Genomic DNA, 26,598 nt, shown 5'->3' with positions numbered 1-26,598 from the left:
CAACGCCTGCTTCATGACCGGCCCTTTGCGGTCAATCGCTAGCGTCAGGATTCGTAACCAATAGATGACGACCGCCGCGAGGGCGATGGCTGAGAGGAACACCTTTGGGCATCGATCATAGCGGGTGGCGACCCTCCTCCAATCCTTAAGTCTGCCGAACATGATCTCGATGCGGTTTCGCCGCTTGAATCGGCGCTTGTCGTATTTGACCGGCGTCTTGCGTTATTTCCGACCGGGGATGCAGGCGCGTATGCCCTTGTCCTGCAACGCTTCTTTGAACCAGTCAGCGTCATAGCCGTGATCCGCGAGCATCCATTTGACGTTTGGCAAGCCGCGGAGCATCGCGCGTGCGCCGATATAGTCGCTCACCTGTCCAGCGGTTACGAACAGGTCGATGGGCCGCCCCTGGCTGTCGCAGATGGCGTGCAGTTTGGTGTTCATGCCGCCCTTGGTGCGACCGATCAGGCGGCCACGTCCCCCTTTTTGGCGGCCATGCTGGTCGCCGTTCGGTGTGCCTTCAGGTATGTCGCATCGATCATCACGGTCTTCTCTTCGCCGTGTTCTGCCGCCAGCCCGACCATCATCCGCGCAAAGATCCTTTTTTTGCTCCACCGCTTCCACCGGCTGTAGAGCGTTTTGTGCGGCCCACAGGCGGCAGGGGCATCGCGCCACCGCAAGCCATTGCGATTGATGAAGATAATCCCACTCAACACGCGTCTGTCATCGACCCGAGGCTTACCATGGGACTTGGGAAAGAAAGGCGCCAGACGGGCCATCTGCGGGTCGGTCAGCCAGAAGAGATCGTTCATGTCACCGCTCCATTTTCCGAGCCGTGAATCATGCTGCGCGACCAAAATTAATGAATCCTGACCCTAGTTTTGTTCGACTTAGTTGAACTGAACTGAGTGCAGGGCGGGCCACCTATCACGACCTCAGCATCCGGCAACGTGCTGTAGTCAAAATCTGTTAGGTCTTGTTGCCGGGCTTGAATGCCATGGTTGGCGCTGAAGGTCGACACTGCGGCTTTGTCATAGTCGAGAGCAGCCACCACCTCGAAATCGGCGGCTTCAAAACCTGCGGAAAAGCCTCCCGGCCCGCAAAAATAGATCAATAACTCGTATGGTCATGTTGCCAGTCTACCATGGATTGGGGCGGTGTCCTGTCCTAGTCACCGATGCACCGCAACGCAACATCGTAGGGTAGCCATCAATGAGCGACAGGGCTGCGGCACCAAGATGGCTAGGTGGACGGAAAGGTGGACAGAAGTACGCCCATGACAGCCTAGCCATTGATTTTCTTAAACTTCTTGGAAATAAATGGTGCCCCCACACGGACTCGAACCGCGGACCTACTGATTACAAATCAGTTGCTCTACCAGCTGAGCTATAGGGGCGCCGGGCCATGTCCCGGGCGTCCCGGTGCTTCGGCGTGCGGGGTGTTTAGCCTGTCTTGCAAGCCAAAGGAAGCCTCGAATTCGCGTTTTTCGCGTCTGAAAGCGCCAAGCCGCCACCTCGCCCGGTTCCCTTGTCCGATCACCCGGCTATACTGCGCCCAGAGCAAACAAAGAAATCGATAAACATGCAGGTTATTCTACACACCGGGGTCCATTGCACGGACGAGGACCGCCTTCTGAAAGGTCTTTTGCGCAACGCCGAGGCGTGGCGTCATGAAGGTGTTGCGATCCCCGGCCCCTCCAACTATCGGACCCTGCTGACCGAGGCTCTCAATAAGCTGCGCGGAGGCACACCAGATCCTGAAACGCGCGATGTCCTTCTGGATGCGATCCTTCAGGACGACGTGGGTCAGTTCTCACGGCTCGTTCTGTCCAATGACAATTTCTTTTCTGTGCCAAAATTGATGTTTCAGAACGGCTACATCTATCATCGTGCTGAAGAGCGACTGACAACTCTGTCCCAGGTTTTCCGGGACAGTGATCTGCAACTTTTCATGGGGTTGCGCGATCCTGCTAGCTTTTTACCAGCCGCCTTTGCTGCAACCCCACATGCAGATTTCTCGGATTTCATGGAGGGGCTGGACCCGATGCGGTTTCGCTGGTCGGACCTGATCCGGCGGATCAGGGGAACACTGCCGGAACTGCCCATCACTTTGTGGTGCAATGAAGACACCCCGTTTCTTTGGGGTCAGATCATCCGCGAGATGGCCGGAATCGCCCTGGGTCGCAAGATCACCGGGGCCTTTGACCTGTATTCCCAGATCATCTCCCGCGAGGGGATGCAGCGTTTCCGCGCCTTTCTCAAAGAGAACCCAACGATCACCGAAGGCCAGAAGCGGCGCGTGATGATGGCGTTTCTGGACAAATACGCGCTGGACGACAAGATCGAGGAAGAACTGGACCTGCCAGGGTGGGACGCCGCCTATGTCGATATGCTGACCGAAATCTACGAAGATGATCTTGAGGTTATCGGAGACATGCCAGGCGTTCGGTTTTTGACCCCGGACGCATAGGCGATCGCGCTATCCCAGAAAGATCCCAAGAATCACCATCATCAGACCCAGAACCGACAACATCAGTGCGCCCATGTTCAAGGGAACCACCTTGCGCACCGCATCGCGCAATTCTTCGTCCGACAATCCCGCACGACGCGCCGACCAAACCCGGATAATGCACCAGATCAAACCGCCAAGCCCGGCCGCCGACATTGCAGCGCCTCCCCAGATCAATCCCGCCATATTCCGGATCCTTCCGTTTGCCATCGCCGACGCGCCTAGCGCACCCTTGCCTGTCTAGGCAACCCCATGCCCACATGCACTTGATGCAGGACGCAGCCATGGGTTATCGAGAGGCCCAAACAAACGGTCACAAGGCTGAAGAGGCAGACATGCAGGACACCCCAACGGACAGCTATGGCGTCGCCGCCGGAGAGTTGAAACAGTTCATCGAGCGCGTCGAACGGCTTGAAGAAGAAAAGAAAGAGATCGCCGAGCAGATCAAAGAAGTCATGGCAGAGGCCAAAGGCCGCGGCTATGATACAAAAGTCATGCGCAAGGTAATTTCGCTCCGCAAACGCGACGCGGACGACATTGCCGAAGAAGAGGCCGTACTGGACATGTACAAGGCTGCCCTTGGCATGTCCTGAACGCATGGGCGGGCAGGCGGAGTGTAGACGCACAACCCTGCCCGATTATTCAGCAAATTGCCTTTGAGAGGCTACGACTTGCCTTTCACGACCGTTGCATGCCCCGCAACACCCCGCTAGCGTGGGAGGCACAAATCAGTGACGGGGTGGGCCACACAGGCATGAGTGATCAAGTCTATTTTGACGAAATGTGGGGCACAGGCGGGACAGAGGGCACGGTTCGTGCCCCATACGCGCCTTTCAACACCTGGCTAAACGGCGAAGATCCCAAACATCTGCGCGCCAAACAGCGTGAGGCAGAGGATCTCTTTCGCCTGACCGGCATCACCTTCAACGTCTACGGCCGCGCCGAAGCCGAAGAACGGTTGATCCCCTTTGACATCATCCCGCGGATCATCTCGGGGCGAGAATGGCAAAAGCTCTCTCGTGGCATCGAACAGCGCGTCCGCGCCATCAATGCCTTTCTCTACGACATCTATCACGGGCAGGAGATCGTGAAAGCGGGGCGAGTGCCGCAAGAAATGATCGCCCGCAACGAGGCGTTCTTGCCAGAGATGATCGGCGTGCAACCGCCGGGCAGTGTCTATACTCATATCGTCGGGATCGACCTGGTCCGGACCGGCCCCGATCAGTTCTATGTGCTTGAGGACAATGCACGCACACCATCCGGCGTCAGCTATATGCTGGAAAACCGCGAGACCATGCTGCAGATGTTCCCCGAACTGTTTTCGGAGAACCGTGTACAGCCGGTATCGACCTACTCGACCGACCTGTTCAATTCGCTTGCTGCTTGCGCCCCCCAAGGACTGGACCGCAAGCCGACCGTGGGCGTTCTGACACCGGGCATCTTCAACTCTGCCTATTTTGAGCACAGCTTTCTGGCGGATCAGATGGGAGTCGAGCTTGTCGAGGGTCATGACTTGCGCGTGCAGGACGGTCAACTGAACATGCGCACGACGCGCGGGTACAAACCCATCGACGTGCTATACCGCCGGGTCGATGATGAATATCTGGACCCACTGTCGTTCAACCCAGAAAGCGCCTTGGGCGTTCCGGGCATCATGGATGTCTACCGCGCTGGTCGTCTGACCATCGCCAATGCGCCAGGAACGGGCATTGCCGATGACAAGGCAATCTACAGCTACATGCCCGAGATCGTCGAATTCTACACCGGGGAACGGCCGTTGCTGGAAAACGTGCCGACATGGCGCTGTTCCGAAAAAGACGCGCTGGCCTATGTGCTCGAAAATCTTGCCGATCTGGTCGTCAAGGAAGTGCATGGGTCGGGCGGTTACGGCATGTTGATCGGACCGACCGCGACCAAGAAGGATATCGCCGAGTTCCGCAAGAAGCTGGAGGCGCGGCCGTCCAACTACATTGCCCAGCCCACGCTGAGCCTGTCGACGGTGCCGATCTTTACCCGCGCGGGCCTTGCGCCCCGCCACGTTGACCTGCGGCCCTATGTTCTGGTCAGCCCCAAGGGAATCAACATCACGCCCGGCGGACTGACCCGTGTGGCGCTGAAGAAAGGGTCGCTCGTCGTCAATTCGAGCCAGGGCGGGGGCACCAAGGACACTTGGGTGCTGGAGGACTGACGCGCGATGCTGGGAAAAACTGCAAACGGCCTGTTCTGGATGTACCGCGGTCTTGAACGGGCTGAAAACACCGCCCGCTTGATCGAAACCGGGCAGCGCATCGCGCTGACTCGACTAGGCAGCACTGACGACGAGTGGCGATCCGTCCTGCAAACTGCCGGGTCACTGCATGGTTTCACTCAACGTCATGAGCAAGTGACCAAGGACGCCGCCATCGACTGGCTGTTACGCGACAAGGATAACCCGTCTTCGGTATTGTCCAGCGTCGAGCATGCCCGGCAAAACGCTCGGACAGTACGGACCGCGCTGACCGGCGAAGTCTGGGAGGCCCTGAACGGCACCTACATGCGTGTCAAAGAGGTGCTCGCCCGCAAGATCAGCGAACGCGATCTGCCAGGTGTTCTGGGCATGATCCGACAGCGTACAGGGCTTGTACGCGGGGCAACGCATGGCACCATGCTGCGCAATGACATCTACGATTTTGCTCGCATCGGCACCTTTCTAGAACGCGCGGACAACACCGCGCGTATCATCGATGTGAAATACTATGTGCTCCTGCCCTCTGTGACATCCGTCGGGACGTCTTTGGACAACGTGCAATGGGAAACGATCCTGCGCTCCGTTTCGGCGCGTGGCGGGTTTCGTATGGAATACGGTGCTTCGACCGAACCGCGCGATATTGCTCAGTTCCTGATCCTGAACCGGCGCATGCCCCGTTCCCTTGCCTTTTGCGCGCACAAGCTGCGCGACAATCTTGGCTATCTGGCTTCGGAATATGGGCACAACGCACCATCTTTTGCCAAAATCGACCATATCGAACGGGCTTACCTGAGCTTCGACATCGACGATGTGTTCGACTATGGTTTGCATGAGTTCATCCAGACCATGCTGACGTCGCTCAGCGAACTGGGAAAACAGATCGAAGTCGATTACCGGTTCTACGAATGAACCCTCTCCCCCCGTTCCGAGCGTGAGGCTCCCGAGAATCATATGAACCTGACCATCAGCCACACCACCCGCTACAGCTTTGAAGAGCCTGTGAGTTTTGGGCTTCAGCAGCTGCGCAAGACACCAAAATCCCGTCACAATCAGACCGTTGTGAATTGGACGACAAAAGTCACGGGCGGGCAAAAGGGGCTGACCTATGTCGACCACCACCAGAATACCGTCGACCTAATCGAAGTCGACCGGGGCACGCAGGAATTGACCATCACCTGTGAAGGTGAGGTCTCAATCGGTGAATCGAATGGCATCGTCGGACGCCATCAGGGCCCTGCCCCGCTCTGGCTGTATGAGCGGGTCACGCCGCAAACCCGTCCGGGGGCCGGGGTACGGGCATTGATCCGCGCGGTAGGTGGCGAAACCGAACTGGATCAGGCGCATGGTTTGATGGCAGCGGTGGCCGAGGCCGTGGCCTACGAGGTGGGAACGTCTGACTCGAACTCGACCGCAGAAACCGTACTGGCCGAAGGGCGCGGCGTCTGCCAGGATCATGCCCATGTCTTTATTGCCTGCATGCGGGAGATGGGTCTGCCTGCGCGCTATGTCTCTGGCTACCTGTTGCTGGATGACAAGATCGAACAGGATGCCATGCACGCATGGGCAGAGGCGCATATCCCCGGGTTGGGTTGGGTCGGATTTGACTGCGCCAACTGCATTTCCCCAGACAACCGCTATGTCCGCGTTGCCACGGGAATGGACTATCACGATGCCGCTCCCGTGCGTGGAACGCGTCAGGGCGGAGCTGCAGAATCTCTGGATGTGGCAATAGAGGTAGCGCAGCAGTAATGTCCCCGACGAATCGGGCGTGACCCGTAGGACACTCGGGGACGATCGATGACCTATTGCGTAGGAATGATGATGGATCGGGGATTGGTGTTTATGTCCGACACCCGAACCAACGCCGGGATGGACAACATCTCGACTTTTAGCAAGACCAAGATCTGGGAGACAAAGGGCGACCGCGTCATCACGCTGCTCAGTGCGGGTAATCTGGCAACCACGCAGGCGGTCGTCAGCGAACTAGATGAACGCGAAAAGGCTCGCGAAGACCGCAATCCATCAATTCTGGATGTGCCGTCGATGTATCAGGCCGCGAGAATGATCGCGGACACGTTGCGTGACGTGATCGCGCGCCATTCCGACACCGGACAGCGCGCCTCTTCGGTCTTCAACGCCACGTTGATTCTAGGCGGTCAGATAGCTGGCGGTCCGCCGCGGCTGTTCCTGATCTACCCCGAAGGTAACTTTATCGAGGCTGGCCCCGACACGCCCTTCTTTCAGATCGGCGAGATCAAATACGGTCGTCCGATTCTGGTGCGTGCCTATGATCCAGCGTCCAGCTTTGCCGAAGCTGTGAAACTTCTGCTTGTCAGTTTCGACAGTACCGTGAAGGCGAACCTGACCGTAGGCGCCCCGTTCGACTATCACCTCTACGAGGCCGATAGCCTTGTCCGAGGCAAAACCGGTCGGATCGAACTTGATGATCCCTATTACCGGACCATCAGCGACGGTTGGAGCGAGGCTTTGAAACAGGCACTCCATAGCCTGCCCGCATTCGACGCGCCCGCACAACCTTGATCACACGCCCGACTAAGCACCCTAGGTGACCCGTCAAAGGCGCGCGCCTACCGTTGAGGACATCAGGCGCGCGCCCTGCCCCGCCCCTTCAGACCTGGGCAACAACGCTTCTCGTCGGGCACCTTACAAGGGCATGTTGTCAAAGCCGTCTTCGGCGTCGTCCTCATGCTCGGCTTCCAACACTTCGCGCGCCCAAGCCGGAGCCGTCCCGCCGATGTTTTCCAACCCCAGTACGGCCTGATCGAGATGTTCCATCAGATCCTCTCGGGCCTTGCCTTTCGTCGTGGAAATTTCCTTGCGCAAAGAGTCGATACGCGCTTCGAGGTGTTCATATCCAGACATGATCCGTTCTCTCCTGACTTGATGTTCCCCGGTTTCAGACCTCGGCAGCACAGCCTTTGCAAAGCGGCGCTTCCGGCACCACGGCTAACCTTTCTGCAGAGATTTCACCGCCACACCGCGCACAGAAACCGTATTCGCCCTGCGCCATGCGCCCCAGAGCCGCCTTGATCCGGGCGATTTCGGCCTTGCCGCTTTCCCCCAACCGCTCCAGCACTTCTTCCCCCTCGCGTTCCACGGCCATCTCGTCCCAGTCCTTTGAATGCGGCGCCTCTAGCGCCTCTTCGATTCCGTCCAATCGCACACCCAATGCGCGCAATCTTTCGAGCAAGATCAGTTTCTGAACGTGATGGGACATGACGCAGGCCTCCTTAACCCCGGACGGACTTTGTCAAAAGAATGTGACAACGACCTTGATACACATCAATCTTAGCTTGTCTCTTGCAACACATTCATTTTTGCGTATATGACTTGCAGAACTGATTGGAGTGAACCGCCATGAAACCTGAAGTCACCGCCTTCTTTGACGACGCAACCAACACGATCTCCTATGTCGTGCGCGATCCCAATGGCTTGTCCTGCGCCATCATCGACAGCGTGCTGGACTTTGACTACTCGTCCGGCCGGACCGATACCAAATCGGCAGACGCGATCATCACCTTCGTCAAGGACAAGGGGTACACGGCAGAGTGGTTGCTGGAAACCCACGTCCACGCCGATCACCTCTCCGCCGCGCCTTACATTCAAGGGCAGTTGGGCGGCAAGATCGGCATCGGCGATCGCATCAAGATCGTGCAGGATACCTTTGGCAAGGTTTTCAACGAAGGCACCGAATTCCAACGCGACGGATCACAGTTTGACCAGTTGTTTCAGGAAGGCGACAGCTTTCACATTGGCCAGATGCGCGGCGACGTGCTGCATACTCCCGGCCACACCCCGGCCTGCCTGACCTACACCATCGGTGACGCGGCCTTTGTCGGCGACACGCTGTTCATGCCGGACTTTGGCACAGCGCGCTGTGATTTTCCGGGTGGCTCGTCTGAGACGCTGTTCGACTCTGTCCAGAAAATCCTGACCCTGCCCGACGAGACCCGTATCTTTGTCGGACACGACTACAAGGCACCGGGGCGCGAAGAATATGCTTGGGAAACCACCGTGGGTGAGCAAAAAACACGGAATGTGCACGTCGGCGAAGGCAAGTCCAAAGAGCAATTTGTCGAGATGCGCGACCAACGTGATGCGTCGCTGGCCATGCCCAAGCTGATCATCCCGTCGCTGCAGGTCAACATGCGGGCCGGTCAGATGCCCCCGGCCGACGAGAAGGGCGACGTGTTCCTCAAAGTGCCCGTCAACAAACTTTGACAAAATCTATGAACTCCGGCGGTTCATGCCGTAGAGCCGACGTTTCGGCAAAGCTACGTCCCATCGTGAACCGGGCGCTTTTGGCCTACCCAACAAAGGAAATTCACTCATGCCTATCGACTGGATCTGGGGGCTGATCGGCGGCTTGCTGATCGGCACTGGCGGGGCCATTTACCTTCTTGGCAATGGCCGCATTATGGGTGCCAGTGGCATCATCGGCGGCCTTGTCGATGGATCGGGCTGGTCCACAGCCGCAGAACGCGCCATTTTCTTGATCGGAGTCGCACTGCTGCCGGTCTTGCTGGCGCCTTTCTACCGCGAAGTCGATCCGCACATCACTGACAACTACGCCGTGCTGATCGCCGCCGGCCTTCTGGTCGGGATCGGTACGCGTATCGCCAACGGATGCACGTCAGGTCACGGCGTTTGCGGCATGTCGCGGCTTTCGATCCGAGGGTTTGTCGCCACCTTCATCTACATTTTCGCCGGTGGCGTCGGGGTCGTTATCTTCCGTCACATCCTGGGGATCATCTGACATGTTAAAGCTGATCATAGCCTTCATCGCAGGCGGATTTTTCGGATCGGGGCTCTTTGTGTCGGGCATGACCGACACAACCAAAGTCCAGGGTTGGCTGGATGTTTTCGGGGCATGGGATCCGACCCTGGCCTTTGTCATGGTGGGCGCCATGATCCCAATGGCCATCGCCTGGCTGATCCGCAAGCAGCGCACCACGTCGCTGACAGGTGAGGCTTTGCCGCCGCCCCCTTCGACGGAGATAGACGGCAAGCTCATTCTCGGTTCCGTGATGTTCGGTATGGGGTGGGGGCTTGTCGGTTTGTGCCCGGGACCATCCATCGCGTCGCTCAGCTATGGAGGTCCGTCGTTGTATGTCTTCCTTGCCGCCATGATGGGCGGGATGCTGATTGCGCCATTTGCGCGGGCGCATCTGGACAGAGTGGTTCCAGCAGAATAGACCGTGATCATGACACCAAGCGCACTGACAGACCGATACCATGTGTCCCCCCAGATTGACCCGCAGGATGCTGCGGCGATCAAGGAGGCGGGGTATGTTCTGGTCATCGACAACCGCCCTGATGCAGAGGTTCCGCCTTCGCATCAGACAAAAGCGATGCAACAGGCAATAGAGGCGGTCGGGCTGCGTTTTTCCGCGCTGCCAATCACGCATCAGACCATGACTGCGGAAAACATTCTTGCACAGGCAGAACTTGTGGCCGCCGCCAATGGTCCGGTGTTGGCCTATTGTGCATCGGGCACGCGCTGTTCGGTGATCTGGGCGCTGGGCAACGCCGAAACGCTGGGCGCAGACGCGGTGATCGAGGCCGCGGCCAAGGCGGGCTACAATCTGGCCGGGCTTCGCCCGACGCTAGAAACGCTGGCCCGCCCCTGAGTATCGCGCCCCAGAGTGCGGCGCGATCTATGTTTCATCGAAATCGAAATCCATCGACGCCGACGCGAAACCTTCGCTGTTGTCGATCTCGGGCAACGCCTCCATAGGTTGGGCATTTCCGACGTCACCGAATTCCCCACCCAGATCGCTGAAATCGAAATCTGCAGAGCCAGCCTCGAAGTCCATCGGTGGAAGGTCCGGCAAATCCTCTGACGCATCGGCATCGCTGACCGGTGTGTCGGTAAGCGCGGGCAATCCCGCTTTTGCATCTTGCTGCGTACCGTTGAATGACGCGGTCTTTTCTACCTTTGGCAGACCGACCGATACCGCCCCGGCCGGGTCCGCCGCAGAGGAGATCGCGGCATTGCCAGCAGGCCATGTGAGGCGGACTGCCCGCAGCCCGTTTAATTGACCAAGACGACCGCAGGCGACCAAATGACCACGACCGGCCATCACCTCGACCTTGGACAGTGCATCTGGCGGCAGGTTCAGCAGATCCCCGGGCTTCAACGCCTCCGCTTTGCTGAGGGGTAAAGTGATCCGTGCCAAGGCTGCGTCAAGTCGCGCAGGTACGCGGCTCAACCGTTCCTCGTGTGGGCCGGCACCTTGTACTACTCCCGGCGTGCTGCGCTTGGGTTTGCGTTCAGGCAAAAAGAGGGTCAGCACACCACGCCGCCGACCCAGCGCAAGATCAATGTCGGCCCGGAACGAACGATAGCCCGCAGCATCCAACAGCAGCCCGGCGGCGCGCGAGTCCTCAATCATCGCGCCAAAGCGATAGCCAACCAGCTGGCTATGCAAGGGGTGTTCCGTCAGTGTGTCGGCCAGACGCCCCAAAGCACCATCAAGAAGCGGCGCAAGCATCGCGGCGTCGGTCTGCGTCAGGATGCGATCATCCTCAACCGGCATCTGGGTGACTTGCTGGATGGTTTGCACCTCGATCACTCCGGTCATGACTTGACGATCGACCGAGGCGATCCCAACTGCACCGTCCGGTCCATCCAGCAAGACCAGAAGATCCGTTTTGCCGAGCGCATCGACCACCTCGTCCTGGTCCATCGTCTCGACCGTGACGGACTGCGTGACAAGGGCAAGATCCCACAGCACGTCAGCCGTGCGCGAAAGGGCCCGGCGCAACGCCTTGGCCAGCGACATGCCCCGCGCCTCAAAGGCCCGTTGTGCCGCTTGAGCCTTTTGACCCATCACGTCATTGCGTGCGCCGTCAGCCATGCAAATGAATGCCCATCAAAATCTGCCTCCGGCCATCGTTATCGGCCGATTTGGTTACCAAGGGCTTTAACGCTCTGAGTTTTGTTTGAATAATTCGGTGTCCGAATACCCTACTGTGCAGCAAGCACCTGCCGCAGCGGCAATGCCACGCGAAATGCCGCGCCGTCGCGATCTGGCAGGTAGCTGATTTCGCCCCCCAATCGCGCCACGATCTGACGCGAGATTGCCAGCCCCAGCCCGGCACCACCTGCTTTTTGATCGCTCACACGGGCGAATTTCTCAAATATCACGTCTTGTGCCTCGGGCGCGACGCCGGACCCGTTGTCGATGAAATCGACCAACAAATCATCGCGCGCCTCGGTCACGACGATGTGCAGGACTGGGGTGGCCGCATCGCAGTATTTCCGCGCATTGGCGATCAGGTTGATAAAGACCTGCGCCAGCCGTTCGACGTCTGTCGACAGCCAGACTTGTTCGTTGACCCGCCGCCGGATTACCCGGATCCCGGAGCCAGCCTCGTCTGCCAACGCCGCGGAAACCGCCCTGTCCAGCACATCCTCCAGCCTGCCCTCTGTCACGTTCAGACTGACTTGGCCGTTTTCCAGCACTGATAGATCAAGTAGATCATCCAGCAGACGGGTTAACCGCAGTGCCTCATCATGGATGATAGAGGCATAGCGGTTCTGCTCGGACCGAGTCAGGCCTTGCGCGTCCCGCAGGATCTCTGAAAACGCACGGATAGAACTCATCGGCGTGCGTAATTCATGGCTGATCTGACTCAGGAAAGCGTCTTTCTGAACCGATAGACGGGTCAGTTTCTCGTTGGCGCGGCGAAGCTCTCCCGCAGTGCGCGTCAACTCCTGTGATTGCGCCTCCAGCCGGGCAGAATATTCCATCATCTGCGCCGTCTCGTCGGCCACCGCCATGAGATCCTCGACAGAGACCATAGACCCGCCAACGATCTGGCTCACCATCGCATGTGCCGTCGCCGCGCCCACAGACCCCCCAAGTTCGCGCTCCAGGCGCTGCAGGAACTCTGGCGTCGAGGCAGGTAGATCGCCCTCCACTCCCTGCGCCCGCGCTTCACGCAGAAACAGGTCCTGCGCTTCTTGCGCTCCTAGAATGCGTTGCGTCATGACCATCAGGTCTTCGCTTTCCGCCGTGCTTGGCAACCAGTTGCGGGGACCTGGCCCCGCTTGCTGGACAGAGACGAAATGCGCACCTTGCAGACGTTCCAGTGGCGACGCTTCGCTCATCAATGAACCGGCGACAAAGACCAGCGTGTTGAGCAGCAAGCTCCAGAACACGGCATGTAGCAGCTTGTCGTCAAAGCCTATTCCGAACAACGCCTCGGGCCGCAGCGCAACGATGTTCAGTGGTCCGGATATGAACCATGCATCCGGCAATACTGTACCCGGTCCGAAACTGGGCAGGTACAGGGTGTAAAGCCAGATCACAAACCCTACGGTCAACCCCGCCAAGGCGCCCACTCGGGTAGCTCCACGCCAGAAAATCCCGCCAAGGAGCGCGGGCAAGACCTGAGCTACACCGGTAAAGGACACCAACCCAATCGCGGCAAGCTCTGTCCGGCCACCGGACAGGGTGTAGTAGAGATAGCCCAGCAACAGCACCCCTGCGATCGAAATTCGCCGGGACAGCAGCACCACATGTCGCACGTCGCCAGAAACGCTGGCCGATCCCACGCGCAAACGCAGCCAAACCGGCATGACAATGTGGTTCGACACCATCGTCGACAGGGCAATGGCCGCCACGATCACCATGGACGTGGCCGAGCTAAAGCCGCCGAGGAAAGACAGCATGGCCAACCCTTCCTTGCCCTGACTCAGCGGCAACGTAAGCACAAACAGGTCTGGGTTGGATCCGGGCGGCAACAGTTCAAGCCCGGTTACCGCAATCGGAACCACAAACAGGCTCATCCCCATGAGGTACAGTGGAAAGGCCCAGGCAGCCATGCGGAGTTGCGCGTCATTGTCGTTCTCGACGACCAGAACCTGAAACATCCGTGGAAGACACAGGAACGCCGCTGCGGACAGCAGCATGACCCCGGCCCAGCGACCGTTGTCGACCGACCAGGTGCCCAGCGGCGACGCATCGATACGGGCCAGTGTGGAGGACACGCCATCCGACAGGCCCCAGACCACAAAAATGCCCAGAGCGATCAAGGCAGTCAATTTGACCACCGCTTCGACGGCAATCGCCATCACGACCCCATGATGGCGTTCATTGGCGTCCAGATTGCGGGTGCCGAAAATGACGGTAAAGACCGCAAGGCCTGCGGCAACCCAGAACGCGGTAAAGCGCGGCCCGTCCCCGTCAACAAATTGGGCCGGAGCAAAAACCTCAACTGATAGGGTTACGGATTGAAGTTGCAGGGCGATATAAGGCGTTGAACCGACAACCGCGAGAATGGTGACACCGATACCCAACAGGTTGGATTTTCCATATCGTGATGAGATCAGGTCAGCGATAGAGGTAATGCGTTGATTGCGCCCGATCCGCACCAGTTTGCGCAGGATCCACCACCATCCCAACATGACAAGGCTGGGGCCAAGATAGATCGTAAGATACTCGAACCCGTTGCGCGCAGCACTGCCCACCGCGCCGTAAAAGGTCCAGGCGGTGCAGTAGATCGACAGCGACAGGGTGTAGACCAAGGGCGCACGAAACCAACGCGCGCGACCTCGCATCGCGGCGCGTTCGGCAAAAAAGGCGACGGAAAACAACAGGGCTACATAGGCGAGCGAAATCACCGCCAGCAGGTTGAGCGTGCTCACCGCCCGCCTCCGTAGGTCCCGGGTCCGACGACAGGTCGGCTACGGGTCAGCAAATGGACAAGTCGCCCGACTCCGATGGCCAGAGCGATCCAAACCCCGAAAATATAGATCAGGGCCTGAGAGGCAGGGACACTTTCAGCAGCCCCATTCCAGAGCAGCGGCAACCACCAGAGGATCCAGCCCAGCAGCGGAAGCGCGCAGGTGGCATCTATCAGCCGGCGGCGGCGAACGGTTTGACGTTCGACCTGAATCGGCGCCGGGCCAGTGGGTGGCTTGCCAGACGGCCGGATGGGCAAACCGCTGCCAGTGCTGCTCATTGTGTCGACAAAGCGCGGACTGCGTCGAGCACTTCGGCGTTTGAAAAGGGTTTTGTCATGAACTGGCTGGCCCCCGCGCGTTTGGCCATTTCACGGTCCTTGCTCTGTCCGCGCGCGGTCAGCATCAGAACCGGCAAATCGACATGGGCCGGGTCGTCGCGCAGTTCTCGCAGGATGTCATAGCCCGACCGGCCCGGCAGCATGACGTCTAGGATCACCACATCCGGTGCCCGTTCGCGGACAATCTGGACCGCGTCAATCCCGTTGGAATGGGTATGCACCTGCCATCCGTCTCGGGACAGTATGAACCGGATTGCCTCGATGATATTCGGCTCGTCCTCGATCAGCAGAACTTGTCCGCCCATTCTATCCCCCGCTCTCCGCCTCCCGGGTCTTTTGGCGCCCGTCCCCCAGCAGATGGAGTGATTTTAGGCGGTATTTTCTGCCCGTGTCAAAAAACTGTTGCCCCATGGCAAAGGTTTTCTTGCAACCTCGGTCGCTGGTCGGACTGAAAACCAGTGTCTGCCAGTCTTGGCATGGGCGTCCAACCCAGCGCCTTGTGGCATCAAGGGCCATTACCAGCGGACCAAGTGGGACACAGCAAGGGTCCACATAGGCGGGTTTCGATCAACGTCGGCCGGAGGATGCAAGGATCGACGGTTCGCGCCTTCCTTCGCAGGCCTCTCGGGGGCAAACCCGGCAGGCCACGCCCAATTGGGGTAAAGCGGCAGGCACCTCAGCGCCCGGTGGCAGTGGGCGAACCATCATTTGCGCCTGGTAAAGTGGGTCGGTATTCACCGCAGGACCGCCCAGCGGCGTGGCCAGCGCCTCGGCCCAAAGCGCTGCGCCCCCGCGCCCGGCCTGGCCGATTGGTCCCGACAGGATAACGTGCGGGCGGCTGAGCGCACGATACAACGGCCATAGCGGGCAGGCCGCCCCAAAGCGCGGCATGGGAAATTCCGGCAGCGGCTTGCGGTAGGTCAGCGCCCCGGACGCGTCGCAGATGGCCAGCCCGACAGGCGTGGGCAACACATCAGGCGGCATGGCAGCCAAACGACGCATGACACGCGCCGGATCGGCCCCCAGATCAGCTGCCAGAGCGACAGGATTCGGCCCGTGCACCTCAATCGCCGGGCGAAGCCTTGCCATAGGCAGCGCCTGGGCGTCGGCAAAGTAGCGCTCCAACCATTGCCGGAACACGCCCTGCGCGGGACCGGACATGCCACTGCCCAGTCGCGACAGCGCCGTATCCACGGATGCGCCCTCTTCAAGTTCGGGGATAGAATGCCCAACACTTTCCAAAACAGCGTCGACCTCTTCCTGCGGTGCGCCCGTCTCAAGCAAGGAAGTCTCGTCCGCTTCGAGATAATTCACCAGACCACGGCTGGTTTCGGCTAGGCGGGCACTGTCCTCGTAGATGTTGCGGTGAAACCTGGCTTGCCATTCTGCGTCCACCTCCCCCGGCTCGGCCAGGATAGAGGCGGCAGAGCGGATCGCCGTCACGGTTGACAGCATTTCGTGCAAGGAGGCCGCCAGATGCGGATCGTGGGTCATGCGGTCATTCAGGGTCTCAAGGCTGCGTTCCAGTTGGGCGATGCGTGAACGCCCGTCCGCCAGCAGTTGCGCCCAGCCTGGAAACCGTCCGGCAAATTCGTCCACCCTGTCCAGTTCCGGCCCGACCTGCGGTTTGTCAGCCGCAGCCTCGCGCAGCGAAGCAATCAATGCGGCGCCCGCCCCCTCGGTCAGCGCGGCCGGTTCGACCCTGAGAATGTCGGCGATCACCAGTAGCAGCTTGCCGCCGATTCTGCGCCGATTATGCTCTATCAGATTAAGGTACGAGGCCGAGATTCCTGCGCGTCGGGCAAGATCGGCCTGTTTGAGCCCCCGCAGCACCCGTCGTTCGCGGATGCGCGATCCGGTCAAGGTATCGCGGGGCATGGTGCATTCCTCTGCGGATTCAAGGGGTTTCTGCGGCGCAATATAAACACATTTACAAGAAACCCGGAATTACTTTTCAGACGTTGACAAAAAAACCCTTATTCGTAAAGCGCTTGTTGCGCAATTTTCCATCTCGCTGCCATACTGATTTTGCACAGATGTGCGATCGCCCCGCATGCTGAGGAGAATGCTGGGCGGATTTCTCGAAACGGGAGGATTTTCATGTCCATCAAGAATGTGACGCGCCGTGGCGTGATCAAGACCGGCGCAGCAGCCGGTGCCGGCCTTGCGCTGCCGACCTATTTGTCCGCTGCCAGCCACACAGGTTTTACCAACGCGCCCGGCAACGACAAAGTCACGTTGGGCTTCAACGTTCCGCAGACCGGCGCCTATGCTGACGAAGGTGCGGACGAACTGCGCGCCTATGAGCTGGCGGTCGAACACCTGAACGGTGGCGGCGACGGCGGCATGCTGTCGACCTTCTCATCGCAATCGCTGGACGGCACCGGCATTCTGGGCCGCAAGGTCGAGTATGTGACCGGCGACACCCAGACCAAATCCGACGCCGCCCGCGCATCGGCCAAGTCGATGATCGAAAAAGACGGCGCAATCATGATCACCGGCGGTTCGTCCTCCGGCGTGGCCGTTGCTGTTCAGGGTCTGTGCCAAGAGGCCGGTGTCATCTTCATGGCAGGTCTGACGCACTCGAACGACACCACCGGCAAAGACAAAAAGGCGAACGGTTTCCGTCACTTCTTCAACGGTTACATGTCCGCCGCAGCACTGGCCCCTGTGCTTGCCAAGAACTACGGCAATGACCGCAAGGCTTATCACCTGACCGCCGATTACACTTGGGGCTGGACCCAGCAAGAGTCGATCGCAGCCGCGACAGAAGCACTGGGGTGGCAGACCGTCAACAACGTGCTGACCCCGCTGGCGGCAACGGACTTCTCGTCCTATATCGCGCCGGTCCTGAACTCGGGTGCCGATGTTCTGGTCTTGAACCACTACGGCGGAAACATGGTCAACTCGCTGACCAACGCCGTTCAGTTCGGCCTGCGTGAAAAGATGGTCGAGAACAAACAGTTCGAGATCGTTGTTCCGCTCTACTCGCGCCTTATGGCCAAGGGTGCCGGTGCCAACGTCAAGGGCATCTTCGGATCGACCAACTGGCACTGGTCGCTGCAGGATGAAGGGTCCAAGGCATTCGTCAAGTCCTTCGGTACCAAGTACGGCTTCCCGCCGAGCCAGGCCGCACACACCTGCTATGTGCAGACCCTGCTTTATGCGGATGCCGTTCAGCGTGGCGGCTCGTTCAACCCCTGCTCCGTTGGCGAAGCCCTCGAAGGCTTTGAATTCGACGGTCTGGGCAACGGCCCGACACTCTACCGTGCGGAAGACCACCAGTGCTTCAAGGACGTGCTGGTCGTGAAGGGTAAAGAGAACCCGACCTCGGAATTTGACCTTCTCGAGATCGTGGAAATCACCCCGCGTGCGCAGGTTGAATACGCCCCCGATCACCCGATGTTCGCCGGTGGTCAGCTGGGTTCCTGCAACCCGGGCGCCTGACGGATCGGTCCCGTTGGGACCGTCTGTAGGGGCAGGGCAACGCGCCCTGCCCCAACGCCTTCATTCCCCTCGGCCCGTCTGACGGGTCCCGTTTTCTCCGCACTCCGACCGCAAAGGGTGGGACAATGGACGCTATTATCCTCCAAATACTGAACGGGCTCGACAAGGGCTCTGCCTATGCGCTGATCGCGCTGGGTCTGACACTCATCTTTGGCACGCTGGGCGTGGTCAACTTTGCGCACGGCGCGTTGTTCATGATCGGCGCGTTTTGCTCTGTGACGCTGCAACGCATCCTGAACCTGTCGTATGAAACCATAGACGCAACACAAACCGACTTTCTCGGCAACCCGCTCAAGGTCAAGACACCCTACGTCGAAAGCTGGTTTGGTCCCGAGGTGGGATCAAGCATCATAGATTGGTCCGTCCCCCTAGCCATCCTGTTCGCCATCCCAATCATGATCGGCATCGGCTTCATCATGGAACGCGGATTGATCAAGCACTTCTACAAGCGTCCCCATGCTGACCAGATCCTTGTGACCTTTGGTCTGGCGATCGTGTTGCAGGAAATCGTCAAATACTACTTCGGTGCCAATCCGATCCAAACACCCGCCCCCGAGGCGCTTTCTGGCATCGCGCAACTGACATCGACCATCGTCTACCCGGTCTGGCGCATCGTCTACTTCTGCTTTTCGCTGGTCATCATCGGCGCGGTCTTTGCCTTCCTGCAATTCACCACCTTCGGGATGGTTGTCCGCGCAGGGATGGCCGACCGGGAAACCGTGGGTCTGCTGGGCATCGATATCGACCGCAAGTTCACCATCATGTTTGGCATCGCCGCCGCCGTCGCCGGTCTGGCAGGTGTCATGTACGGACCGATCAACGCACCGAACTATCACATGGGCATGGACTTCCTCGTGCTTAGCTTTGTGGTTGTCGTTGTCGGCGGCATGGGCTCTCTGCCCGGTGCCGTGCTGGCCGGTTTCCTGCTTGGCATCCTAGAAAGTTTTGCCTCCATGGAACAGGTCATCACCCTGATCCCCGGCATCAACCAGATCATCATCTACCTTGTCGCCATTGTCATCCTTCTGACCCGTCCGCGCGGTCTGATGGGTCGCAAAGGCGTGATGGAGTAAACCGCCATGCTTGGACTCGACAAGAAAGACAGCACTCTGCTGCTCATCGTGGTGGCGCTGACAATGCTCGCCCCCTTCATCCTCAACCCCTTCCCGACCGAAAGCGGTCTGGCGCAGTTCAACGCCGGTTACCCAGACCTGATGCAGCGTTTCGTGATCTTCGGGATCTTTGCCATCGGCTTTAACATCCTGTTCGGTCTGACCGGCTATCTCTCGTTCGGCCACGCTGCCTTTCTGGGGATCGGGTCCTACTCGGCCGTCTGGATGTTCAAACTTCTGTCGATGAACATCATCCCGGCGATCCTTCTTTCGGTTGTCATCGCGGGTGTCTTTGCGCTGGTCATCGGTTTTGTCAGCCTGCGCCGGACCGGGATCTACTTTTCGATCCTGACCCTAGCCTTTGCGCAGATGTCCTTTGCGCTGGCCTACTCGGTGCTGACACCGCTCACCAATGGGGAAACCGGCCTGCAACTGACGCTGAACGATCCCCGGATCCTTGGCGTGTCGCAAACGGCCGACGGCTCCATCCCAGTGACCAATCTCTTTGGGCTGGAAATGCGCGGCGCGTTTGACATGGCTGTCGGACCATGGAGCTTTACCTTTTCGGCGGGCTACTACGTCTGCGCAGTGGTCATGCTGCTGGCCTTCTACCTGTCCATCCGCATCTTCCGTTCTCCCTTTGGTTTGATGCTCCGTGCGATCAAGTCGAACCAGCAGCGACTGAACTACACTGGCCTGAACCCTAAACCCTACACACTGGCGGCCTTCGTTATTTCCGGCATGTATGCCGGTCTGGCAGGTGGCCTGATGGCCGCGATGGACCCGCTTGCCGGGGCTGAGCGGATGCAATGGACCGCCTCGGGTGAGGTTGTCCTGATGACCATCCTAGGTGGCGCGGGCACACTGATCGGCCCGGTGCTGGGCGCTGGCATGATCAAGTACTTCGAAAACATCTTTTCGAAGATCAACGACAACGTGCTGCACAGCTGGTTCAGCTTCATGCCAGACGGGATCGAGAACTTTGTCGTCTTCATCATCCACCCCTTCGTTGGCAAAGGTTGGCACCTCACCCTTGGCATCATCTTCATGCTGGTGGTGATCTTTCTGCCTGGTGGCCTTGTCGAAGGTGGTCAACGCATCGCGCGCCTCTTCCGCCGCAAAAAGGCAGAAGATCCCAAGTCGGCCAAAACCGAACCTGCGGAATAAGGAGAGAAACCTATGGGTATCCTTGAAATCAAAGACGTGGGTAAACGGTTTGGTGGCCTGAAGGCGCTGTCAGATGTGAACCTGTCTGTGCAGGAAAACTCCTGCCACGCGATAATCGGGCCGAACGGCGCGGGTAAATCCACCCTGCTGAACTGTCTGGTGGGCAAGCTGATCCCCGACACGGGATCAGTCATGTTCCAAGGGCAATCGGTGTTGGGACGCAGCCCGCATGAGATCAACCAGATGGGGATTTCCCGCGTCTTTCAGACGCCCGAAATCTTTGGGGATCTCACGGTATTCGAGAACATGATGATCCCGCTCTTTGCCAAACGGGACGGCGCCTATCGGCTACATGCGATCGAATCCGTTTTCAATGAACGCACGCTCATCGAAGAAGCCGAGAAAATGCTGGAAGAGGTCAACATGCTGGACAAGCGCCACATGCACTCTGCCTCGATGTCGCGCGGAGACAAGCGGCGGCTGGAAATGGCCATGTGCCTCGTGCAAGAGCCGAAACTCTTGCTGCTGGACGAACCCACCGCCGGCATGGCACGCGCAGACACCAACAATACCATCGACCTACTCAAGCAGATCAAGGATGAGCGCGACATCACCATCGCCATCATCGAACACGACATGCATGTGGTTTTCTCCCTCGCCGACCGGATCACGGTTCTGGCGCAGGGCACGCCGCTGGTTGAGGATGCGCCTGAAAACATCAAGGGCCATCCCAAGGTGAGAGAAGCCTATCTCGGCGAAGCGCATTGAACCAATGACACGCGCCCTGGCCCTTTGCCGGGGCCTCCACCCTTGATGTCCCGGGACATGCCCGGGACGGGAGACCCGAAATGAACGTCCGTCCCGATTTTTCCAAGAACTCGAACATGGCCGAAACGGCCCCCGCGTTCCTGTCAATCTACGACATGCATTCCTACTACGGCGAAAGCTACATCGTCCAAGGCGTTAGCTTTAACGTCCACGAGGGCGAAATCCTTGCTCTTCTGGGCCGCAATGGCGCGGGTAAGACCACGACGCTGCGGTCCATCGCGCGCCTGGATGACCCACAGGTGAACCAGGGCGAGATCTGGCTGGACCACCAACCGTTGCACCTGATGAAATCGCATCAGGCGTCGGTCGCGGGTCTGGGCCTTGTCCCCGAAGATCGCCGCATCATCCCCGGCCTGACGGTTGAGGAAAACCTGCAACTGGCACAGATCGCCCCCCCGATCGGTTGGTCGCTGGACCGGCTTTATGATCTTTTTCCCCGCCTGGGTGAACGTCGCAAACAAGAGGGCGTTACTTTGTCGGGCGGCGAACAGCAGATGCTGGCCATCGCACGTGCTCTGGCACGCGACATCAAGGTGTTGTTGCTGGACGAACCCTACGAAGGGCTCGCACCCGTCATCGTTGATGAGATCGAAAAGACCCTGCGCCACGTCAAGGAGCAGGGCATGACCACGGTCATCGTCGAACAGAACGCCGTGCGTGCGCTGCAACTGGCCGACCGGGCGGTAATTCTGGACACAGGTTCCATCGTCTTTGACGGCACCGCCGCCGAAGTGCTGGAGAATGAGGCGCTTCGTGCTGAATATCTGGCCATCTGATCCGCCCACGCGACTTAGGAACCACTTGATTTCGGGGGCGGGGAGGTTTTCCCTGCCCCCAATCACTTTCTGGAGGAGAGCCCGATGAGCAAGACCTACCCCCCATCCGACCAACAAGTCAAAAGCGCCCACGTCGACGCAGCGCGCTATGACGCGATGTATGCGGCCTCGATCAGTGACCCTGAGGGGTTCTGGGCCGAGCAGGCGCAGCGGTTGGACTGGATGAAGGCCCCGACCGAGATCAAGAGCGTCGATTTCACCCTTGGCCAGGTCGGCATCGAGTGGTTCCGCGACGGCACCCTGAACGTCGCCGCCAACTGCATCGACCGCCATCTGGAAACGCGCGGCAACCAGACCGCCATCATATTCGAGCCCGACGATCCCAACGAACAAGCGCAGTCGATCACCTATAACGACCTGCACCGCCGCGTTTGCCGCATGGCCAACGTGTTGGAAACGCTGGGTGTTCGCAAAGGCGACCGCGTCATCATCTATCTCCCGATGATCCCCGAGGCCGCCTATGCCATGCTGGCCTGCGCCCGCATCGGCGCGATCCATTCCATCGTCTTTGCCGGCTTCAGCCCCGATGCCCTCAGCGCCCGCGTCAACGGCTGCGACGCCAAGGTTGTGATCACAGCGGATGAAGCACCGCGCGGCGGTCGCAAGACCCCGCTCAAGACCAATGCCGACAAGGCGCTGCTGCACTGCAAGGACGACGTCAAATGTCTGGTGGTCAAGCGCACCGGCGGCCAGACCACATGGGTCGATGGCCGCGACTTTGACTATAACGAAATGGCGCTGGAGGCATCGGACTACAGCCAACCCGCTGAAATAAATGCCGAAGACCCGCTGTTCATCCTCTACACCTCTGGCTCGACCGGCCAGCCCAAGGGGGTTGTGCACTCCTCGGGCGGCTATCTTCTATACGCGGCGCTGACCCACGAGGTGGTGTTCGACGTGCATGACGGCGATGTCTACTGGTGCACCGCCGACGTCGGCTGGGTCACCGGGCACAGCTACATCGTCTACGGTCCGCTGGCCAACGGCGCCACCACCGTGATGTTCGAGGGCGTGCCGACCTACCCCGACGCCAGCCGGTTCTGGCAGGTCTGCGAAAAGCACAAGGTGACGCAGTTCTACACCGCGCCCACCGCGATCCGCGCGCTGATGGGGCAAGGCACGGAATTTGTTGAGAAATGTGACCTGTCGTCCTTGCGCATCCTTGGCACCGTGGGCGAACCGATCAACCCAGAGGCGTGGAACTGGTACAACGACGTGGTCGGCGGCGGCCGCTGCCCGATCGTCGACACCTGGTGGCAGACCGAAACCGGCGGCCACCTGCTGACCCCCCTGCCGGGCGCCCATGCAACCAAACCGGGCGCCGCGATGAAGCCGTTCTTCGGCATCGAACCGGTGGTGCTGGACCCGCAGTCGGGCGTTGAAATCGACGCCAGCCCGACCGAGGGCGTGCTGGCGATCAAGGCCTCCTGGCCCGGCCAGATGCGCACCGTCTGGGGCGATCACGCGCGGTTTGAAAAGACCTACTTCTCTGATTACAAAGGCTATTACTTCTCCGGTGACGGTTGCCGCCGCGACACGGACGGCGATTACTGGATCACCGGCCGGGTCGATGACGTGATCAACGTGTCGGGCCACCGCATGGGCACGGCAGAGGTCGAATCCGCCCTTGTCGCGCATGAAAAGGTCGCCGAGGCGGCGGTTGTCGGCTACCCGCATGAGATCAAGGGTCAGGGCATCTATTGCTACGTGACCCTGATGAACGGCGTCGAGCCGACGGATGATCTGCGCAAGGAGCTGCGCACCTGGGTCCGCACCGAAATCGGCCCGATCGCCTCGCCGGACCTGATCCAATGGGCCCCCGGCCTGCCGAAAACCCGCTCCGGCAAAATCATGCGCCGCATCCTGCGCAAGATCGCCGAAAACGACTACGGCGCCCTCGGCGACACCTCCACCCTCGCCGACCCCTCAGTCGTCGACGATCTCATCGATAATCGGATGAATAAGGCGTGATCTGACCACCACCACCCGGTCAGCCGCCGATTTAATCGGCGGCTGACGTGTTTCAGGGGCGTCGCCGCGCCAATCGGCAGGTTGTCTTGCGGGACGCTGTTTACCAAGACGCATCAGTCTGGTGCGCTGCGTGCCCCTGCGGCATGTCAAACGCATGCAATGCAGTCGCCAAGCCCCTATCGTTGCGCGGGAAAACAACCGCTCGCCCTGCGCCGGACAGCCCCGCCCTGCCATCGCCGGATTTTCTTCACAATTCGACCCAACCCGCTGCAAAACTATGCCTCGGATGTTAACATGTCTTTATGTGGGGGCGCTCTGGATGGAGCAGCCGCATGCAAACGAACTTTCCACCGACGCTAACCGCGCCGCAGGTCACCGGCCACCCGCAAGGGCTGCCGGGCGAACAACCGGAGACCCGCGCGCAGACCAAAGTCCAGCCGATCGCCAACGCCCGCAACCCCGAGGCGCGGCTTAATGACGGGCTGGAGCCGACCAAGTTTTGGCGCGCCGCCATTGGCCAGCCCGACCCCTCGACCAATGCCCCGCCACCATCGATCATGCAGATAACCATCAGCCGATTGCTGGACGCGCAAAACCCGGACTTTGACAACCCCGAGTCAGACACCACAGCCAACGCCCAAACAGTTGAGCCCCCCCCGGACTCGCAGCTCTATGTGGACAAGGTCACGTCAGGAGACGGCCCCGCCACAGTCGATCAATCGGCAGAACCGAACGACGCGCGCAAGTCGGTCTTCAGCACCTTGCCGTAGTTGTTCTTAGGCAGCGCCGGCAGCATCACATAGGCCTTTGGCCGTTTGAAACGCGCAATTCGGGCGAGGCAATGCGCATCCAGTGCGGCCTCGTCCAAAGAGCCGTCGCAGACGACAAAGGCTACCACCTCTTCGCCCCATTCGGGGTGCGGACGTCCGACCACGGCAACTTCGGACACTTGCGGGTGTTCCAGCAGCGCCTCTTCAACCTCGCGCGGGTAGATGTTGGTCCCGCCCGAGATGATCAGATCCTTGGACCGGTCCTTCATCGTGACGTAGCCGTCACCATCCATCGCACCCATGTCGCCAGTCCACAGCCATCCGTCCTTCAGCGTTTTTGCCGAGGCCTCCGGGTTCTTCCAATAGCCGGCCATTACGATGTCACCACGCACAAGGATCTCACCCACGGCATCTGTTGGCACCGTCTTGCCGTCTTCATCGGCGATGCGCACCTCGACCGCAGATTGCGCCCGTCCGACGGAGCCCAGACGCTGCCGCCAACGCGGATAAGTCCGGTCCGTAACGTCATGGCGCGACAGCGCAGTTATGCCCATCGGGCACTCCCCCTGACCATAGATCTGCACAAAAATCGGTCCAAAATGGTCAACTGCCTCGATTATGTCGGCATTGTACATCGGGCCACCGGCGTAAACGATGGTGCGCAGCCCGGTGCCAGGACAGTCTGTCTCTTTGGCGTGGCGGGTCAGGCGCTGCACCATGGTAGGCGCCATGAACATGTGGACGCCCCTGAAATGCACGGCAAGGTCCAGTGTCTCCTTGACATCGAATCCGCCTGACGGAGGAAACACATGACGGGCCCCGGCGCGAACGTGCATCATGTTGTAGATGCCTGCACCATGGCTGAGCGGAGCGGCATAAAGGGCGGCATCTTCGGCACGGACGAGATCACAGTCGCATTGGTAACTCAGTGACATGGTCACCAGCATCCGGTGGGTGATGATCACCCCCTTTGGCCGGCCCGTGGTGCCGGACGTGTAAAACAGCCATGCCAGATCATCCGGCGCGCGTTGGACAGGTGCGTCGCTCGCTGGCGCATTAAGCAGAGCCTGCCATCCGGCGCTGCCGGTCTCGATCACTTCGGTTGCAGTTACGACCGCGAGATCCGGGGCCAAGTCGGGCGTTGCGAAGACTAGCGACGCGCCAGAGTTTGTCAGGATGAAATCCGCCTCACGCGGGTGCAGCTTGGCATTGATCGGAACGATGGCGGCACCTGCGTACCACGCGCCGTATTGCGCGATCAGATAGTCAGGCACGTTCTTCATGAACAGGGCAACCCGGTCGCCGGGCCGGATGCCCCGGGCAATCAACGCCCCGGCAAGACACTGCGCTGCAAAGTGGAATTGGCCGTAGCTTGCCACCGGATCGCAACCAAGAAACAGTGCCGGACAGTCCGGTGATTGCTGCGCCGTGCGGGCAAGCCAAGTGGAAATATTCATGGATGGTCCTCCCCGGGGTGGAATGCTATGCGCGGCTCCGCTTGGCCGCAACACGGCTTGGAACAGATCTGCCGCCGTTGCGAGGTCTGGTGCAGGGCGCGCTGCCAGCGCTACCGAGACCGCCGTCGCGCACCGACCTCATGGAACCAGACCGCGACAGCCGGC

Annotated in this window: 26 protein-coding genes, 1 tRNA gene and 1 pseudogene; 17 read left to right on the top strand and 11 right to left on the bottom strand. The window is 59.7% G+C overall.

Annotated features, from left to right (window positions below):
* Positions 1–54: 54 nt before the first annotated feature.
* From ANTHELSMS3_RS11245 to ANTHELSMS3_RS11235, 3 genes and pseudogenes are all read right to left on the bottom strand, one after another.
* Positions 55–809, bottom strand: a pseudogene (locus ANTHELSMS3_RS11245) (IS5 family transposase); the annotation flags it as partial.
* Between the two features lie 47 nt (positions 810–856).
* Positions 857–1,048, bottom strand: a complete 192-nt coding sequence (locus ANTHELSMS3_RS26465; protein WP_368074437.1) for a DNA cytosine methyltransferase — start codon at positions 1,046–1,048, stop codon at positions 857–859.
* A gap of 269 nt (positions 1,049–1,317) precedes the next feature.
* Positions 1,318–1,393, bottom strand: a tRNA-Thr gene (locus ANTHELSMS3_RS11235).
* Between the two features lie 185 nt (positions 1,394–1,578).
* On the opposite strand from ANTHELSMS3_RS11235, the gene ANTHELSMS3_RS11230 reads away from it, so the two are divergent.
* Positions 1,579–2,466, top strand: a complete 888-nt coding sequence (locus ANTHELSMS3_RS11230) for a hypothetical protein (RefSeq protein ID WP_094034944.1) — start codon at positions 1,579–1,581, stop codon at positions 2,464–2,466.
* Between the two features lie 9 nt (positions 2,467–2,475).
* Here ANTHELSMS3_RS11230 and ANTHELSMS3_RS11225 read toward each other — a convergent pair whose 3' ends face one another.
* Positions 2,476–2,691, bottom strand: coding sequence for a hypothetical protein (locus ANTHELSMS3_RS11225; RefSeq protein ID WP_094034943.1), 216 nt, complete (start codon positions 2,689–2,691; stop codon positions 2,476–2,478).
* A gap of 149 nt (positions 2,692–2,840) precedes the next feature.
* On the opposite strand from ANTHELSMS3_RS11225, the gene ANTHELSMS3_RS11220 reads away from it, so the two are divergent.
* The 5 genes from ANTHELSMS3_RS11220 to ANTHELSMS3_RS11200 all read left to right on the top strand — a co-directional run bounded on the left by ANTHELSMS3_RS11220 (position 2,841) and on the right by ANTHELSMS3_RS11200 (position 7,273).
* Complete coding sequence (locus ANTHELSMS3_RS11220; protein ID WP_089279990.1) at positions 2,841–3,098, top strand: DUF2312 domain-containing protein; 258 nt, start codon at positions 2,841–2,843, stop codon at positions 3,096–3,098.
* A gap of 161 nt (positions 3,099–3,259) precedes the next feature.
* On the top strand, positions 3,260–4,693 hold the full coding sequence (locus tag ANTHELSMS3_RS11215; protein WP_094037067.1) for a circularly permuted type 2 ATP-grasp protein: 1,434 nt from the start codon (positions 3,260–3,262) through the stop codon (positions 4,691–4,693).
* Between the two features lie 6 nt (positions 4,694–4,699).
* Positions 4,700–5,641, top strand: coding sequence for an alpha-E domain-containing protein (locus ANTHELSMS3_RS11210; protein WP_094034942.1), 942 nt, complete (start codon positions 4,700–4,702; stop codon positions 5,639–5,641).
* Between the two features lie 42 nt (positions 5,642–5,683).
* The gene (locus ANTHELSMS3_RS11205; protein WP_094034941.1) at positions 5,684–6,481 is read left to right on the top strand and encodes a transglutaminase family protein; all 798 of its coding nucleotides are present in this window, start codon (positions 5,684–5,686) and stop codon (positions 6,479–6,481) included.
* A 48-nt stretch (positions 6,482–6,529) separates the two neighbouring features.
* Positions 6,530–7,273, top strand: a complete 744-nt coding sequence (locus ANTHELSMS3_RS11200) for a peptidase (protein WP_198319923.1) — start codon at positions 6,530–6,532, stop codon at positions 7,271–7,273.
* A gap of 123 nt (positions 7,274–7,396) precedes the next feature.
* On the opposite strand, the gene ANTHELSMS3_RS11195 is transcribed toward ANTHELSMS3_RS11200, so the two are convergent.
* Both ANTHELSMS3_RS11195 and ANTHELSMS3_RS11190 read right to left on the bottom strand, forming a co-directional pair.
* Positions 7,397–7,615: a hypothetical protein gene (locus ANTHELSMS3_RS11195; RefSeq protein ID WP_094034939.1), complete on the bottom strand. Its 219-nt coding sequence runs from the start codon at positions 7,613–7,615 to the stop codon at positions 7,397–7,399.
* Positions 7,616–7,649: 34 nt separating this feature from the next.
* A complete protein-coding gene (locus ANTHELSMS3_RS11190; RefSeq protein WP_094034938.1) occupies positions 7,650–7,970 on the bottom strand; it encodes a TraR/DksA family transcriptional regulator in 321 nt (106 codons plus the stop codon).
* A 140-nt stretch (positions 7,971–8,110) separates the two neighbouring features.
* Between ANTHELSMS3_RS11190 and ANTHELSMS3_RS11185 the strand changes: the two genes are divergently transcribed.
* From ANTHELSMS3_RS11185 to ANTHELSMS3_RS11170, 4 genes are all read left to right on the top strand, one after another.
* Positions 8,111–8,974: an MBL fold metallo-hydrolase gene (locus tag ANTHELSMS3_RS11185; RefSeq protein WP_094034937.1), complete on the top strand. Its 864-nt coding sequence runs from the start codon at positions 8,111–8,113 to the stop codon at positions 8,972–8,974.
* A 109-nt stretch (positions 8,975–9,083) separates the two neighbouring features.
* On the top strand, positions 9,084–9,509 hold the full coding sequence (locus ANTHELSMS3_RS11180) for a YeeE/YedE family protein (protein WP_094034936.1): 426 nt from the start codon (positions 9,084–9,086) through the stop codon (positions 9,507–9,509).
* Position 9,510: 1 nt separating this feature from the next.
* The gene (locus tag ANTHELSMS3_RS11175) at positions 9,511–9,948 is read left to right on the top strand and encodes a DUF6691 family protein (RefSeq protein WP_094034935.1); all 438 of its coding nucleotides are present in this window, start codon (positions 9,511–9,513) and stop codon (positions 9,946–9,948) included.
* A 9-nt stretch (positions 9,949–9,957) separates the two neighbouring features.
* Positions 9,958–10,383, top strand: coding sequence for a TIGR01244 family sulfur transferase (locus ANTHELSMS3_RS11170; protein WP_094034934.1), 426 nt, complete (start codon positions 9,958–9,960; stop codon positions 10,381–10,383).
* A 27-nt stretch (positions 10,384–10,410) separates the two neighbouring features.
* Here ANTHELSMS3_RS11170 and ANTHELSMS3_RS11165 read toward each other — a convergent pair whose 3' ends face one another.
* The 4 genes from ANTHELSMS3_RS11165 to ANTHELSMS3_RS11145 form a co-directional block, all read right to left on the bottom strand.
* The gene (locus tag ANTHELSMS3_RS11165) at positions 10,411–11,613 is read right to left on the bottom strand and encodes a FliM/FliN family flagellar motor switch protein (RefSeq protein WP_094034933.1); all 1,203 of its coding nucleotides are present in this window, start codon (positions 11,611–11,613) and stop codon (positions 10,411–10,413) included.
* Positions 11,614–11,723: 110 nt separating this feature from the next.
* The gene (locus ANTHELSMS3_RS11160; protein WP_094034932.1) at positions 11,724–14,408 is read right to left on the bottom strand and encodes an ATP-binding protein; all 2,685 of its coding nucleotides are present in this window, start codon (positions 14,406–14,408) and stop codon (positions 11,724–11,726) included.
* A gap of 313 nt (positions 14,409–14,721) precedes the next feature.
* The gene (locus ANTHELSMS3_RS11150; RefSeq protein WP_094034930.1) at positions 14,722–15,090 is read right to left on the bottom strand and encodes a response regulator transcription factor; all 369 of its coding nucleotides are present in this window, start codon (positions 15,088–15,090) and stop codon (positions 14,722–14,724) included.
* Positions 15,091–15,352: 262 nt separating this feature from the next.
* Positions 15,353–16,663 carry a helix-turn-helix domain-containing protein gene (locus ANTHELSMS3_RS11145; protein WP_094034929.1) on the bottom strand — a complete coding sequence of 437 codons (1,311 nt, stop codon included), beginning with the start codon at positions 16,661–16,663 and terminating at the stop codon, positions 15,353–15,355.
* Positions 16,664–16,885: 222 nt separating this feature from the next.
* Between ANTHELSMS3_RS11145 and ANTHELSMS3_RS11140 the strand changes: the two genes are divergently transcribed.
* From ANTHELSMS3_RS11140 to ANTHELSMS3_RS11110, 7 genes are all read left to right on the top strand, one after another.
* Positions 16,886–18,232 (top strand): substrate-binding protein, encoded by a 1,347-nt coding sequence (locus ANTHELSMS3_RS11140; protein ID WP_094034928.1) that lies wholly within the window; start codon positions 16,886–16,888, stop codon positions 18,230–18,232.
* 125 nt (positions 18,233–18,357) lie between these two features.
* Positions 18,358–19,365, top strand: a complete 1,008-nt coding sequence (locus tag ANTHELSMS3_RS11135; protein ID WP_094034927.1) for a branched-chain amino acid ABC transporter permease — start codon at positions 18,358–18,360, stop codon at positions 19,363–19,365.
* Between the two features lie 6 nt (positions 19,366–19,371).
* On the top strand, positions 19,372–20,571 hold the full coding sequence (locus ANTHELSMS3_RS11130) for a branched-chain amino acid ABC transporter permease (RefSeq protein WP_094034926.1): 1,200 nt from the start codon (positions 19,372–19,374) through the stop codon (positions 20,569–20,571).
* Between the two features lie 12 nt (positions 20,572–20,583).
* Positions 20,584–21,339, top strand: coding sequence for an ABC transporter ATP-binding protein (locus ANTHELSMS3_RS11125; RefSeq protein WP_094034925.1), 756 nt, complete (start codon positions 20,584–20,586; stop codon positions 21,337–21,339).
* An 80-nt stretch (positions 21,340–21,419) separates the two neighbouring features.
* Positions 21,420–22,175, top strand: a complete 756-nt coding sequence (locus tag ANTHELSMS3_RS11120) for an ABC transporter ATP-binding protein (protein ID WP_094034924.1) — start codon at positions 21,420–21,422, stop codon at positions 22,173–22,175.
* Between the two features lie 84 nt (positions 22,176–22,259).
* Positions 22,260–24,206, top strand: coding sequence for an acetate--CoA ligase (gene acs, locus ANTHELSMS3_RS11115; protein WP_094034923.1), 1,947 nt, complete (start codon positions 22,260–22,262; stop codon positions 24,204–24,206).
* A gap of 332 nt (positions 24,207–24,538) precedes the next feature.
* On the top strand, positions 24,539–24,976 hold the full coding sequence (locus ANTHELSMS3_RS11110; RefSeq protein WP_094034922.1) for a hypothetical protein: 438 nt from the start codon (positions 24,539–24,541) through the stop codon (positions 24,974–24,976).
* On the opposite strand, the gene ANTHELSMS3_RS11105 is transcribed toward ANTHELSMS3_RS11110, so the two are convergent.
* A complete protein-coding gene (locus ANTHELSMS3_RS11105; RefSeq protein WP_094034921.1) occupies positions 24,922–26,433 on the bottom strand; it encodes an AMP-binding protein in 1,512 nt (503 codons plus the stop codon). The two genes, ANTHELSMS3_RS11110 and ANTHELSMS3_RS11105, sit on opposite strands and share 55 nt — an antisense overlap.
* Positions 26,434–26,598: the final 165 nt, after the last annotated feature.

This window comes from Antarctobacter heliothermus, assembly GCF_002237555.1.
In the GTDB taxonomy this organism is placed as follows: domain Bacteria; phylum Pseudomonadota; class Alphaproteobacteria; order Rhodobacterales; family Rhodobacteraceae; genus Antarctobacter; species Antarctobacter heliothermus_B.
This window is presented reverse-complemented; position numbering and strand designations above follow the sequence as displayed.

Bases quoted from the DNA above. Each gene is read 5' to 3' on its own strand.
- ANTHELSMS3_RS11225 (WP_094034943.1), bottom strand. From the start codon at position 2,691: ATGGCGGGATTGATCTGGGGAGGCGCTGCAATGTCGGCGGCCGGGCTT.
- ANTHELSMS3_RS11180 (WP_094034936.1), top strand. From the start codon at position 9,084: ATGCCTATCGACTGGATCTGGGGGCTGATCGGCGGCTTGCTGATCGGC.
- ANTHELSMS3_RS11120 (WP_094034924.1), top strand. From the start codon at position 21,420: ATGAACGTCCGTCCCGATTTTTCCAAGAACTCGAACATGGCCGAAACG.
- ANTHELSMS3_RS11195 (WP_094034939.1), bottom strand. From the start codon at position 7,615: ATGTCTGGATATGAACACCTCGAAGCGCGTATCGACTCTTTGCGCAAG.
- ANTHELSMS3_RS11105 (WP_094034921.1), bottom strand. From the start codon at position 26,433: ATGAATATTTCCACTTGGCTTGCCCGCACGGCGCAGCAATCACCGGAC.
- ANTHELSMS3_RS11110 (WP_094034922.1), top strand. From the start codon at position 24,539: ATGCAAACGAACTTTCCACCGACGCTAACCGCGCCGCAGGTCACCGGC.
- ANTHELSMS3_RS11145 (WP_094034929.1), bottom strand. From the start codon at position 16,663: ATGCCCCGCGATACCTTGACCGGATCGCGCATCCGCGAACGACGGGTG.
- ANTHELSMS3_RS11220 (WP_089279990.1), top strand. From the start codon at position 2,841: ATGCAGGACACCCCAACGGACAGCTATGGCGTCGCCGCCGGAGAGTTG.
- ANTHELSMS3_RS11200 (WP_198319923.1), top strand. From the start codon at position 6,530: ATGACCTATTGCGTAGGAATGATGATGGATCGGGGATTGGTGTTTATG.
- ANTHELSMS3_RS11125 (WP_094034925.1), top strand. From the start codon at position 20,584: ATGGGTATCCTTGAAATCAAAGACGTGGGTAAACGGTTTGGTGGCCTG.
- ANTHELSMS3_RS11215 (WP_094037067.1), top strand. From the start codon at position 3,260: ATGAGTGATCAAGTCTATTTTGACGAAATGTGGGGCACAGGCGGGACA.
- ANTHELSMS3_RS11135 (WP_094034927.1), top strand. From the start codon at position 18,358: ATGGACGCTATTATCCTCCAAATACTGAACGGGCTCGACAAGGGCTCT.
- ANTHELSMS3_RS11205 (WP_094034941.1), top strand. From the start codon at position 5,684: ATGAACCTGACCATCAGCCACACCACCCGCTACAGCTTTGAAGAGCCT.
- ANTHELSMS3_RS11150 (WP_094034930.1), bottom strand. From the start codon at position 15,090: ATGGGCGGACAAGTTCTGCTGATCGAGGACGAGCCGAATATCATCGAG.
- ANTHELSMS3_RS11170 (WP_094034934.1), top strand. From the start codon at position 9,958: ATGACACCAAGCGCACTGACAGACCGATACCATGTGTCCCCCCAGATT.
- ANTHELSMS3_RS11210 (WP_094034942.1), top strand. From the start codon at position 4,700: ATGCTGGGAAAAACTGCAAACGGCCTGTTCTGGATGTACCGCGGTCTT.
- ANTHELSMS3_RS11230 (WP_094034944.1), top strand. From the start codon at position 1,579: ATGCAGGTTATTCTACACACCGGGGTCCATTGCACGGACGAGGACCGC.
- ANTHELSMS3_RS11140 (WP_094034928.1), top strand. From the start codon at position 16,886: ATGTCCATCAAGAATGTGACGCGCCGTGGCGTGATCAAGACCGGCGCA.
- ANTHELSMS3_RS11175 (WP_094034935.1), top strand. From the start codon at position 9,511: ATGTTAAAGCTGATCATAGCCTTCATCGCAGGCGGATTTTTCGGATCG.
- ANTHELSMS3_RS11185 (WP_094034937.1), top strand. From the start codon at position 8,111: ATGAAACCTGAAGTCACCGCCTTCTTTGACGACGCAACCAACACGATC.
- ANTHELSMS3_RS11165 (WP_094034933.1), bottom strand. From the start codon at position 11,613: ATGGCTGACGGCGCACGCAATGACGTGATGGGTCAAAAGGCTCAAGCG.
- ANTHELSMS3_RS11130 (WP_094034926.1), top strand. From the start codon at position 19,372: ATGCTTGGACTCGACAAGAAAGACAGCACTCTGCTGCTCATCGTGGTG.
- acs (WP_094034923.1), top strand. From the start codon at position 22,260: ATGAGCAAGACCTACCCCCCATCCGACCAACAAGTCAAAAGCGCCCAC.
- ANTHELSMS3_RS11190 (WP_094034938.1), bottom strand. From the start codon at position 7,970: ATGTCCCATCACGTTCAGAAACTGATCTTGCTCGAAAGATTGCGCGCA.